Source organism: Streptomyces sp. NPDC001634, from assembly GCF_040298185.1.
Taxonomy (GTDB): Bacteria; Actinomycetota; Actinomycetes; order Streptomycetales; family Streptomycetaceae; genus Streptomyces.
In genome coordinates, this window is sequence record NZ_JBEOZU010000104.1 from 17,790 (window position 1) to 29,124 (window position 11,335).

9 protein-coding genes and 1 pseudogene are annotated in these 11,335 nt (G+C 70.4%); 9 read left to right on the top strand and 1 reads right to left on the bottom strand.

What is annotated here, in order from left to right; all coding sequences use genetic code 11:
- The first annotated feature begins 376 nt into the window (after window positions 1-376).
- From ABT186_RS41095 to ABT186_RS41115, 5 genes are read left to right on the top strand one after another with little or no spacing between them, the layout of a single operon-like run.
- Window positions 377-1,999 (top strand): peptide ABC transporter substrate-binding protein, encoded by a 1,623-nt coding sequence (locus tag ABT186_RS41095; protein WP_351232568.1) that lies wholly within the window; start codon window positions 377-379, stop codon window positions 1,997-1,999.
- A gap of 34 nt (window positions 2,000-2,033) precedes the next feature.
- Window positions 2,034-2,957 carry an ABC transporter permease gene (locus ABT186_RS41100; RefSeq protein WP_351232570.1) on the top strand — a complete coding sequence of 308 codons (924 nt, stop codon included), beginning with the start codon at window positions 2,034-2,036 and terminating at the stop codon, window positions 2,955-2,957.
- Window positions 2,950-3,960, top strand: coding sequence for an ABC transporter permease (locus ABT186_RS41105; RefSeq protein WP_351232572.1), 1,011 nt, complete (start codon window positions 2,950-2,952; stop codon window positions 3,958-3,960). Before ABT186_RS41100 ends, ABT186_RS41105 begins: the two co-directional genes overlap by 8 nt.
- Before the next feature lie 9 nt (window positions 3,961-3,969).
- Window positions 3,970-4,965, top strand: coding sequence for an ABC transporter ATP-binding protein (locus ABT186_RS41110; RefSeq protein WP_351929463.1), 996 nt, complete (start codon window positions 3,970-3,972; stop codon window positions 4,963-4,965).
- Window positions 4,952-6,118 (top strand): ABC transporter ATP-binding protein, encoded by a 1,167-nt coding sequence (locus ABT186_RS41115; RefSeq protein ID WP_351929465.1) that lies wholly within the window; start codon window positions 4,952-4,954, stop codon window positions 6,116-6,118. Before ABT186_RS41110 ends, ABT186_RS41115 begins: the two co-directional genes overlap by 14 nt.
- Before the next feature lie 181 nt (window positions 6,119-6,299).
- On the opposite strand, the gene ABT186_RS41120 is transcribed toward ABT186_RS41115, so the two are convergent.
- Entirely contained in the window at window positions 6,300-8,426 is a 2,127-nt protein-coding gene (locus ABT186_RS41120; RefSeq protein ID WP_351929467.1) for a prolyl oligopeptidase family serine peptidase, read from the bottom strand.
- A gap of 217 nt (window positions 8,427-8,643) precedes the next feature.
- Here ABT186_RS41120 and ABT186_RS41125 point away from each other — a divergent pair, with 217 nt between their 5' ends.
- The 4 genes and pseudogenes from ABT186_RS41125 to ABT186_RS41140 all read left to right on the top strand — a co-directional run.
- Window positions 8,644-8,838 (top strand): hypothetical protein, encoded by a 195-nt coding sequence (locus ABT186_RS41125; RefSeq protein ID WP_351232579.1) that lies wholly within the window; start codon window positions 8,644-8,646, stop codon window positions 8,836-8,838.
- A 50-nt stretch (window positions 8,839-8,888) separates the two neighbouring features.
- The gene (gene mshB, locus ABT186_RS41130; protein ID WP_351232580.1) at window positions 8,889-9,773 is read left to right on the top strand and encodes an N-acetyl-1-D-myo-inositol-2-amino-2-deoxy-alpha-D-glucopyranoside deacetylase; all 885 of its coding nucleotides are present in this window, start codon (window positions 8,889-8,891) and stop codon (window positions 9,771-9,773) included.
- Window positions 9,770-10,189 carry a DUF6113 family protein gene (locus ABT186_RS41135; RefSeq protein WP_351929469.1) on the top strand — a complete coding sequence of 140 codons (420 nt, stop codon included), beginning with the start codon at window positions 9,770-9,772 and terminating at the stop codon, window positions 10,187-10,189. The genes mshB and ABT186_RS41135 overlap by 4 nt, the downstream gene beginning before the upstream one ends.
- Window positions 10,190-10,377: 188 nt before the next feature.
- Window positions 10,378-11,335 (top strand): annotated as a pseudogene (locus ABT186_RS41140) (hypothetical protein); the annotation flags it as partial.

Genomic DNA, 11,335 nt, shown 5'->3' on the forward strand with positions numbered 1-11,335 from the left:
CGTTGATCCGGAGAGCTGGAAGGGGCGCAAGATCCGCGTCCTCGATCTCAATCCGTGAACAAGTCGCCCGGCATCCTCTCAGGGTGCCGGGCACCGGCATTTTCACGGCGCAGCGGCTCAATCGGTCCGTGGAGCTCGGGAGTCGGCGAGCACCCGTGCCAGATGACAAGCCGGCTGTGCCTTCCCGCCCCGCCCCGCGCCACCAGGTCCCGGGCTCTGCGCGCGGTCCGGTGCGGGCATGAGGTCGTCCAGGTGGCGGGCGCCCGGACGGGTGGGGTGCGTATGCGGTGTGACCTTTTTGGGTTGATATTGACCGGTAACGAATCGGCTCAGCGTCCCGGCGCTGGAGGGACGGCTCACCCCGAGGAGGCACTCCATGCGTGGAGCCAGGCACGCCAGGTGGGCGGCCTGCGCGGCGGTGGCAGCCCTCGCGGCAGCCGCCTGCGGCGGGGGCGGGGGCAGTGGCAGCGCCCCCGGCGTGTACAGCGCCTCCTGGAGCGACCCGCAGAACCCGCTGGAACCGTCCAACACCAACGAGGTCCAGGGCGGCAAGGTCCTCGACATGGTCTTCCGCGGGCTGAAGCGGTACAACCCCAGAACCGGCGCGGCCGAGAACATGCTCGCCGACAGGATCGAGAGCTCCGACTCCAAGAACTTCACCATCACCGTCAAGGACGGCTGGACGTTCAGCAACGGCGAGGCCGTCACCGCAAAGTCCTTCGTCGACGCCTGGAACTACGGCGCGAGCCTGAGGAACAACCAGAAGAACGCGTACTTCTTCGGATACATCGAGGGGTACGACAAGGTGCACCCGGCCACCGGCACCCAGACCGCCGACACCCTCTCCGGGCTCAGGGTGACCGGCCCCCGTACCTTCACCGTCAGTCTCAGCCAGAAGTTCTCGACGTTCCCGGACACCCTCGGCTACGCGGCCTTCTCCCCGTTGCCCAGGGCGTTCTTCCAGAACCACGCGGCCTGGCTGAAGAAGCCCATCGGCAACGGCCCGTACGTGATCAAGTCGTACACCAGGGGCTTCATGATGTCCCTCCGGAAGTGGGACGGCTACCCGGGCGCGGACAAGGCCCGGAACAACGGGGTGGACCTGAACGTCTACACCGACAGCAACACCGCCTACACCGACCTGCTGGCCGGCAATCTCGACCTCGTCGACGACGTGCCCGCCCCGCAGCTCAGGAACGTCAAGTCCGACCTCGACGGCCGGTACATCAACACCCCGGCCGGAATCATCCAGACCCTCGCCTTCCCCTACTACGACCCGGCGTGGAGCAAGCCGGGGACGGCGAAGGTCCGCACGGGCCTGTCCATGGCGATCAACCGGGACCAGATCACGGACACGATCTTCCACAGAACCCGTACGCCCGCCTCCGACTGGACCTCCCCGGTGCTCGGCGTGGCCGGCGGCTTCAAGGCAGGACTGTGCGGCGACGCCTGCATCTACAACCCGGTCCGCGCCAAGAAGCTGATCCAGGAGGGCGGAGGGCTGCCCGGCGGGCAGCTCAGGATCTCGTACAACGCGGACTCCGGCTCGCACAAGGAGTGGGTGGACGCCGTCTGCCACTCCATCAACAACGCGCTCGGCAACGACAAGGCCTGCGTCGGCAACCCGTTCGGCACCTTCGCCGACTTCCGCAACCAGATCGGCAAGCACAGGATGCCGGGCCCGTTCCGGGCCGGCTGGCAGATGGACTACCCGCTCATCCAGAACTTCCTGCAGCCGCTCTACTACACGGACGCCTCCTCCAACGACGGCAAGTGGTCCGACAAGGACTTCGACAGGCTCGTCGACCGGGCCAACGCGGAGGCGGACCCGGCCCGGGCCGTGACGATCTTCCAGCAGGCCGAGGGGGTCGTACGGGACAACATGGCCGCCATCCCGCTCTGGTACCAGAACGGCAGCGCCGGCTACTCGCAGCGCCTCTCGAACGTGGCGCTCAACCCGTTCAGTGTCCCCGTCTACAACGAAATCAAGGTCGGCTGATCCGCACGGCTGCCCCCTACCCCCGGAGCCCCCCATGGGACGCTATGTCATCCGGCGTCTGCTGCAGATGATCCCGGTCTTCGTCGGCGCCACCCTGCTCATCTTCCTCATGGTGAACGTGATGGGCGACCCCATCGCGGGACTGTGCGGCGAGCGGCAGTGCGACCCCGCCACGGCGGCCCAGCTGCGCCGCGAGTTCGGCCTCGACAAGCCCGTGTGGCAGCAATACCTGACCTACATGGGCCACCTCTTCACCGGCGACTTCGGCACCGCATTCAACGGGCAGAAGGTCACCGAGCTGATGGCGACGGCCTTCCCGGTCACCATCCGGCTGACCGTCGTCGCGGTCCTCTTCGAGATCGTCATCGGGGTCGCGCTCGGGGTGGTCACCGGTCTGCGCCGCGGCCGGCCCGTCGACACATCGGTCCTGCTGCTCACCCTCGTGGTGATCTCGGTGCCGACCTTCGTCACCGGTCTGCTGCTCCAACTGCTGCTCGGCGTCGAATGGGGCTGGGTCAGACCCTCGGTCTCCCCGGACGCCGCCTTCGGCGAGCTGATCGTGCCCGGCCTGGTCCTCGCGTCCGTCTCCCTCGCCTATGTCACCCGGCTGACCCGGACCTCCATCGCCGAGAACAAACGGTCCGACTACGTGCGTACGGCCGTCGCCAAGGGGCTGCCGCGCCGCCGCGTGATCACCAGGCATCTGCTGCGCAACTCGCTCATCCCCGTCGTCACCTTCATCGGCACCGACATCGGCGCCCTCATGGGCGGCGCGATCGTCACCGAGCGGATCTTCAACATCCATGGCGTCGGCTACCAGCTCTACCAGGGGATCCTCCGGCAGAACACACAGACCGTCGTCGGCTTCGTGACCGTCCTCGTGCTCGTCTTCCTGATCGCCAACCTGCTCGTCGACCTCCTGTACGCCGTACTCGACCCGAGGATCCGCTATGCCTGAGCAGCAGCCGTACGAGCCGCAGGGCGCCATCGCCGGGACCGGCATGGGCGGTGCGATGGACCTCGGCGCGAGCGAGGCCACGACCCTGGAGCAGCATCCATCAGCCGCCCCGGGCGGACGGGCGCCCGGGGGACCCGAAGGGACCGGACCGGCGGCCAAGCCGCGCAGCCTGTGGTCCGACGCCTGGCACGACCTGTGCCGCAACCCCGTCTTCGTCGTCTCCGCACTGGTGATCCTCTTCCTCGTGGTCATCTCCATCTGGCCGTCCCTGATCACCTCGGGCAACCCCCTCGAGTGCCGGCTCTCCAAGGCCCAGGAAGGCTCCCAGCCCGGACACCCGTTCGGCTTCGACGGCCAGGGCTGCGATGTCTACACCCGGACCGTCTACGGCGCCCGTACGTCGGTCACAGTCGGCGTCTGCGCCACCCTCGGAGTCGCCGTCCTCGGCTCGGTCCTGGGCGGGCTCGCCGGGTTCTTCGGCGGGGCGTGGGACGCGGTCCTGTCCCGCACCACCGACATCTTCTTCGCGATCCCGGTCGTCCTCGGCGGTCTGGTCCTTCTCTCCGTGGTGATCAGCAACACGGTCTGGCCGGTCGTCGGGTTCATGGTGCTGCTCGGCTGGCCGCAGATCTCCCGTATCGCCCGCGGCTCGGTCATCACCGCCAAACAGAACGACTACGTGCAGGCGGCCCGCGCCCTCGGCGCCTCCAGCTCCCGCATCCTGCTGCGGCACATCGCGCCCAATGCGGTCGCGCCCGTGATCGTCGTGGCGACCATCGCGCTCGGCACCTACATCGCCCTGGAGGCGACCCTGTCGTATCTCGGCGTCGGGCTGAAACCGCCGAGCGTGTCCTGGGGGATCGACATCTCCGCCGCCTCCCCCTACGTCCGCAACGCCCCGCACGCGCTGCTGTGGCCCTCCGGCGCCCTCGCGATCACCGTGCTCGCGTTCATCATGCTCGGCGACGCGGTGCGCGACGCCCTCGACCCGAAGCTGAGGTGAGCCGTCGTCATGCTGCTCGAAGTGCGCGACCTGCACGTGGAGTTCCGGACCCGGGACGGGATCGCCAAGGCCGTCAACGGCGTCAGCTACGGCGTGGACGCGGGCGAGACGCTCGCCGTGCTCGGCGAGTCCGGCTCCGGCAAGTCCGTCACCGCGCAGGCCGTCACGGGGATCCTCGACATGCCGCCCGGCAGGATCACCGGCGGCGAAATCCTCTTCCGGGGGAAGGACCTGCTGCGGCTGAAGGAGGAGGAGCGGCGCCGGATCCGCGGCGCCGAGATGGCGATGATCTTCCAGGACGCGCTGTCCTCGCTGAACCCCGTGCTCTCGGTCGGCGACCAGCTCGGCGAGATGTTCGTCGTGCACCGCGGCATGTCGAGAAAGGACGCGCGCGCCAGGGCCGTCGAGCTCATGGACCGGGTGCGCATCCCGGCCGCCGCGCAGCGCGTGCGCGACTACCCCCACCAGTTCTCCGGCGGTATGCGGCAGCGCATCATGATCGCGATGGCACTGGCGCTTGAGCCCGCCCTGATCATCGCCGACGAGCCCACCACCGCCCTCGACGTCACCGTCCAGGCCCAGGTCATGGATCTGCTCGCCGAACTGCAGACCGAGTACCACATGGGCCTCATCCTCATCACCCACGACCTCGGCGTCGTCGCGGACGTCGCCGACCGCATCGCCGTCATGTACGCGGGCCGGATCGTCGAGTCCGCACCCGTCCACGACATCTACAAGGCACCCGCCCACCCCTACACCAGGGGCCTGCTCGACTCCATCCCGCGGCTCGACCGCAAGGGCCGGGAGCTCTACGCCATCAAGGGCCTGCCACCGAATCTCATGAACATCCCGCCCGGCTGTGCCTTCAACCCGCGCTGCCCCCTGGCCCGGGACGTGTGCCGGACCGATGTGCCGCCGCTCTACGAGGTCGTCGAGGACGGCCACGAGGGCGAGCGGGTCAGCGCGTGCCACTTCTGGAGGGAGTGCCTGCATGGCCGGTCCTGAACCGATCCTGGAGGTCAGCGGGCTGGTCAAGTACTACCCGCTCACCCGGGGGATCCTCTTCAAGAAGCAGATCGGCGCCGTGAAGGCGGTCGACGGGGTCGATTTCACACTCGGCCGGGGCGAGACCCTCGGCATCGTCGGCGAGTCGGGCTGCGGCAAGTCGACGCTCGCCCGGCTGCTGGTCAACCTGGAGAAGCCGACGGCCGGTTCGATCAGATACCGGGGCGAGGACATCACCAGGCTGTCCGGGCGCGCCCTGAAGGCCGTACGGCGCAACATCCAGATGGTGTTCCAGGATCCGTACACCTCCCTCAACCCCCGTATGACCGTGGGCGACATCATCGGGGAGCCCTACGAGATCCACCCCGAGGTCGCGCCCAAGGGCGACCGGCGCAGGCGGGTGCGGGAACTGCTCGACGTGGTGGGGCTCAACCCCGAGTACATCAACCGCTATCCGCACCAGTTCTCCGGTGGTCAGCGCCAACGCATCGGTATCGCACGGGGGTTGGCCCTGCGCCCGGAGATCATCGTCGCCGACGAGCCGGTCTCGGCGCTGGACGTGTCCGTGCAGGCCCAGGTGATCAACCTGATGGCCGGGCTCCAGGACGAGTTCGGCCTGTCGTACGTCTTCATCGCGCACGACCTCTCGATCGTGCGGCACATCTCCGACCGGGTCGGGGTGATGTACCTCGGGCGGATCGTGGAGATCGGCAGCGACGAGGAGATCTACGAGCACCCGACGCACCCTTACACCCAGGCCCTGCTGTCCGCCGTGCCCGTGCCCGACCCGGGGGCACGGGAGCGCCGGAAGCGGATCATCCTGAGCGGTGACGTACCGTCCCCGACGGACATTCCCTCCGGCTGCCGCTTCCGCACCCGCTGCTGGAAGGCCCGGGAGCGGTGCGCCGTGGAGGTGCCTCCGCTCGCGGTCCCCGACGAGTTCCGCGGCACGACCGGACCGGCCGCGCACGACTCGGCGTGCCACTTCGCGGAGACGCTGGTGCTGAAGCCCTCCGCGCCGGGCGGCGCGGTGCCGACCGAGGAGCCGCCGGTGGCCGGGGACGAGCCGACCGAGGAGCCGCCGGTGGCCGGGGACGAGCCGACCGAGGAGCCGCCGATAGCGAGGGATCAGCCGGCGGAGGAGAACGCATAAGCACACAAATGCGCACCAAGTGCGTTAACACGCAGGCAACTTGGCCGACGCGGTTCCGATATACGGACGCAGCAGAGTGAACAGCGTACGGCCGTGCGGGTGCCGTAAACGGGCCGGAGTGCGCCATGTCACTCCGGCCCGTTGCCCGGGGCCTCAGCCCCGCTTCAGGGTGTGCCGATTCTCAGGGCGTCTCGATTTTCAGGGCCCGGCGCAGGAAGTCCAGCTGGAGCAGCAGCAGGTTCTCGGCGACCGTTTCCTGCGGGGTCATGTGGGTCACCCCGGACAGTGGCAGCACCTCGTGGGGGCGGCCCGCGGCCAGCAGGGCGGAGGACAGGCGCAGGGAGTGGGCCACCACCACGTTGTCGTCCGCCAGGCCGTGGATGATCATCATCGGCCTGGCGGGGTCGGCCGCGTCCACCAGGCCCGCGTCGTCGATCAGGGAGTTGCGGCGGTAGACCTCCGGCTGCTTGCCCGGATGTCCCAGATAGCGCTCCTGGTAGTGGGTGTCGTACAGCCGCAGATCGGTCACCGGGGCGCCGACGACAGCCGCGTGGAACACATCGGGGCGGCGCAGTACCCCGAGTGCCGCCAGATAGCCGCCGAAGGACCAGCCGCGGACGGCGACCCGGCTCAGATCGAGCGGGAAGTCACCGGCCAGAGCCTGCAGCGCGTCCACCTGGTCCTGGAGCACGACCGCCGCGAGGTCGTCCTTGACCGCCTTCTCCCAGGCAGGGGAGCGGCCCGGGGTCCCCCGCCCGTCCGCGACGATCACCGCGAAGCCCTGGTCGGCGAACCACTGCGAGGTCAGGTGCGGGTTGTGCGCGGCCACCACGCGCTGCCCGTGCGGGCCGCCGTAGGGGTCCATGAGGACGGGGAGCGAGGTGTCACCGGAGTAGTCCGTAGGCATAAGTACGGCGCATGGGATTCGTCGTGCGCCCCCCTGCCTGAGCGTCACGCGCGGGGACAAACCGGGATGTTCCGCATACGACGTCACGGCTGCTACCCGCTTCCCCTCATGCAGCACCTGCACCTGGGTGCCCGCGCGGTCGGGCACCGAGGACACGAGCACGGTCACGCCTCCCGCGCGCACCGCCGAGTGCACGCCGGGCTCCTGGGACACGCGCTCCACACCGAGCTCGTTCACCCGGTACACATGCACCTCGCCGATCTCGGGATCGGCGGCCGCCTCGCCTGCCGACGCCGCGACCAGCACGTCGTCCTCCGACACGTCGAGCACCGCCCGTACGTGCAACTGCCGGCCAGTCAGTGGACGTTCGCCCACCGCGAGCACCCGCGCGCCGCCCTCGTCGGCGATCCGCACCAGCTGTCCGGAGGGACTCCAGCACGGCACGCCGGCGAAAAGTTCAAGCCAATGTGGATCTTCATCCGCATGCACCATCCGGGTCGCCCCGGTGTCCGGGTCCACGGCCAGGAACAGCTGGCTGCGCTGGTCGCGCGCCTGAACCAGAATCAGCGGCGCACCCGCCCCTGACCAGTGCACACGCGCCAGATACGGGTAGACCGCCCGGTCCCAGACGACCTCCGTGCGCACCCCGTCGAGGCCCAGGACGAACAGGCGCACCTCCGCGTTGTCGGTGCCCGCCGCCGGGTACGCGACCTGCTGCGGCTCCCGCTGCGGATGCGCCGGATCGGAGATCCACCACCGGCGCACCGGCGTGTCGTCCACACGCGCCACGAGCAGCCGGTCCGAGTCCGGCGACCACCAGAAGCCCCGAGAACGCCCCATCTCCTCGGCCGCGATGAACTCGGCCAATCCATAGGAAACCGACGGCGACTCGGGATCGGCGAGCACCCGGTCGCCCTCGCCCTCGGCGCCGATCACCCGCAGGGCGCCCCCGGCGACGTAGGCGATGTGCCGTCCGTCGGGGGCCGGGCGGGGGTCGATCACCGGTCCCCGTACGGGCAGTTCGCGTGCCGTGCCGGCGCGCAGCTCCGCCGTGAAAAGCCGCCCCGACAAGGCGAAAGACGCCAACTCCACGGCCGTGTCCGTGGCGTAGCCCACGATGCCGGCGCCGCCTTCGCGGCTCCGCTCCCGGCGGGCGCGCTCCTCGGGCGGCAACTCCTCGGCGGCGCCCCCGAGCAGCGCGTCCGGATCGGCCGCGGGGCGCTCCACGCCCTCTGCCACATCGAGGACCCACAGCTTGTGCGCACGGTCCGTCCCGGACGCGGACCGCAGGAACGCGACACGGGAACCATCGGGCGCGACGGTGAACGCCCGTGGCGCGCCGAGCGTGAACCGCTGGGTCCGCGCGTGCCGTCGGGGGAAGGAAGCAGGCTCGGTCGTCATGCCCCGACCATATTGGCCATGCGCCCCCTTGTGCGGCCGTGCGCCGACCGATGCGCACGTACGGATAGTTATGATCACTAGCGCATAGTGGGTATGAACCCGCTGGCGTCTGTGTGGATTTATCTGTGTGGATATTTCACGGGGATATGTCCGCACGGATCCGTTGCCCCCATAGTCCGACCCCCGCGCCCCTGTGGATCTTTGGAGGTGAGCCGCCGTGGCACTCTCGATTTCGGCGGTGGTGCTGCTGGCGATCGTCGTCTTCCTTCTGATCAGGAAGTCAGGGCTGAAGGCAGGGCATGCGGTCGTGTGCATGCTGCTCGGTTTCTACCTCGCCTCCTCGACCGTCGCCCCGACGATCAGCGAGCTGACGACGAACATCGCGGGGATGATCGGGAGCCTCAAGTTCTGACCGGCGCCGGGTAGGGCGTAGGGCGCCGGCCGCCTCGTAGGGTGGGTCCCATGACGGATCTGCCCGACCGGCGTCTGCTCCTGGTGCACGCGCACCCCGACGACGAGTCGATCAACAACGGCGCGACCATGGCCAAGTACGTGGCCGAGGGCGCCCGTGTGACGCTGGTGACCTGCACCCTCGGCGAGGAGGGCGAGGTCATCCCGCCCGCGCTCGCCCATCTCACGCCCGACCGCGACGACGCGCTGGGCCCGCACCGCGTCGCCGAACTGGCCGCCGCGATGAAAGAGCTCGGCGTCTCCGACCACCGTTTCCTCGGTGGCCCCGGCCGCTACCGGGACTCCGGGATGATGGGCGTCGAGCAGAACCACAGGCCGGGCGCCTTCTGGTCCGCCGACCTCGACGAGGCGGCCGGCCATCTGGTGGCGGTCGTCCGGGAGGTGCGCCCCCAGGTCCTCGTCACCTACGACCCGAACGGCGGCTACGGCCACCCGGACCACATCCAGGCCCACCGCGTCGCCATGCGCGCCGCCGGGTCGGCCGCCGACCCCGGCTTCCGCCCGGACCTCGGCGCGCCCTGGGAGATCTCCAAGATCTACTGGAACCGGATGCCGCGCCCGGTCGCGGAAGCCGCCTTCGCGCGGCTCGGCGAGGCTCTCGACAAGACGCCCTTCGCCAAGGCCGCGGCCGTCGACGACGTCCCCGGGGTGGTCGACGACCAGGTGATCACCACGGAGATCGACGGCACCGCGTTCGCCGCCGCGAAGGCCGCGGCGATGCGGGCCCACGCCACGCAGATCGAGGTCGCCGAGCCGTGGTTCGCGCTGTCCAACGCGCTGGCACAGCCGCTGTTCACCACCGAGTACTACGAGTTGGTGAGCGGCGAGCGCCCCGCGGTACGCGAGAGGGATCTGTTCGAGGGAGTGACCCCATGATGTCGACGGACAAGCGGCCAAGTGCGCTTGCACAGCCGGTCGGTGCGCCCTCGCCCGGACGGATCGCCGCCTATCTCGGACTCTTCGTGCTCGGCGCGGTGGTCGGCGCGGCGGGCGGGCTGGTGCAATCCGGCTGGTTCCCCGGTGGATTGCTGCTCGCGCTCGCGGGCGCGGGCGGCCTCTTCGTCGGCGGAGCCCGGGCCACGGGCGCCCGCGCGGGAGCCCTCGCGCCCGCCGCCGGGTGGATGCTCGCCGTCCTCCTCCTCACCGCCAGCCGCCCGGAAGGGGACTTCCTGTTCGGCGCGGGCGTCGGCTCGTATCTCTTCCTGCTCGGTGGTATGGCCCTCGCTGTGATCTGCGCCACCCTTGCGCCCGGACGGCAACCTGGCGGCCCCGGCGCCCGACTTGGCAAGTGAAGTACCACTTCTCCTCCGGGGGCATGGGATGTCCCCCGGAAAAAGGCGGTGCGCACGTGGGGGTCCCGTGCGGGTTTCCCCGGCGGCCGCGGTCTACGGGCCGCGAGCGGCCAGTATGGTGGTGCGCGCCGCCGAGCCGCCCGCATTGAGGTCGACACGGGCGGTGGAGCCAACCGGGAGAACCTGCCTTGAGTCGTGAAAATGACAGTTCGTCCGCCGGACCCAACGGGCGCGGCGGAGCCGCGTACCCGTCGGGGACGCCGCCGTACGGGACCCCCATGGCTTCCGCGGACGGCGTCGACGCGAGCCGTTCGGCCACGCAGCCGGAGGAACGCAAGACCGAGACCACGCTGACGACCCGGATCCGTATCAACATCCCCGGGTCCAGGCCCATTCCGCCGGTCGTCGTGCGCAAGCCCGTCGCGGACGCAGGCACCGCGGACGAAGCGGGCGACGACGCCCAGACGACAACGACGACGCCCGTGAGCGCGCTCAGTGTCCTCGACACCGCCGCGGAGCCCTCCGCGGCGCCGGCCGAGGAGAAGGCGAGCGACTGGTTCGCGCCCCGCAAGCCCGGTCCTGCCAAGGGCCAGCAGGGCGGCGGGTCCACCAACGGCGCCGGTATGCCCGGCGCTTCGGGCATACAGGGAGCGAACGGCGTCTCAGGTGCGCCGGGCGGCTCCGGCGTGGGCGGTGCGCGCCCCGCTGGTCCCGGTGCGAACGTCACGGGTGGTACACGCCCCGGCGCTTCCGGTGCGCCGGGCGCCCCCGGCGCACGGCCCGGAGGGGGCGTGGGCGGCGCAGGCCCGCTGGGCGCACGTCCCGGCGGCAGCAACGGCAAGGGGCTCCCGGGTGCCACCGGCGCGGGCCCCGTCGCGCCGGGGCACGGCGGGGGCACCGGCTCCTTCGACGTGTCCGACGCGGTGGCCGCCACCACCGCCCAGTTCCCGGTCATCGGAACCGACGGCGCCGGCGAGCCCCGCCGCGACGACCTGCCGTACTTCTCCGAGCCGGGCCTCCCCGGCCCGTCCGGCCCCTCGGGCCCCACCGGCGGCCCGGTCACGGGCGACGGACCGGTCATCCCCCCCGCGGCCCCGACGGCAGGCGGCCCCGGCCCGGCCGCCCCGGGCGCGAACCTCGGCGGGG

What these genes read in the sequence shown, in the direction of transcription:
- ABT186_RS41120 (WP_351929467.1), bottom strand. Translation starts at nt 8,426, where the DNA reads ATGACGACCGAGCCTGCTTCCTTCCCCCGACGGCACGCGCGGACCCAG.
- ABT186_RS41100 (WP_351232570.1), top strand. Translation starts at nt 2,034, where the DNA reads ATGGGACGCTATGTCATCCGGCGTCTGCTGCAGATGATCCCGGTCTTC.
- ABT186_RS41135 (WP_351929469.1), top strand. Translation starts at nt 9,770, where the DNA reads ATGATGTCGACGGACAAGCGGCCAAGTGCGCTTGCACAGCCGGTCGGT.
- ABT186_RS41105 (WP_351232572.1), top strand. Translation starts at nt 2,950, where the DNA reads ATGCCTGAGCAGCAGCCGTACGAGCCGCAGGGCGCCATCGCCGGGACC.
- ABT186_RS41110 (WP_351929463.1), top strand. Translation starts at nt 3,970, where the DNA reads ATGCTGCTCGAAGTGCGCGACCTGCACGTGGAGTTCCGGACCCGGGAC.
- ABT186_RS41095 (WP_351232568.1), top strand. Translation starts at nt 377, where the DNA reads ATGCGTGGAGCCAGGCACGCCAGGTGGGCGGCCTGCGCGGCGGTGGCA.
- ABT186_RS41115 (WP_351929465.1), top strand. Translation starts at nt 4,952, where the DNA reads ATGGCCGGTCCTGAACCGATCCTGGAGGTCAGCGGGCTGGTCAAGTAC.
- mshB (WP_351232580.1), top strand. Translation starts at nt 8,889, where the DNA reads ATGACGGATCTGCCCGACCGGCGTCTGCTCCTGGTGCACGCGCACCCC.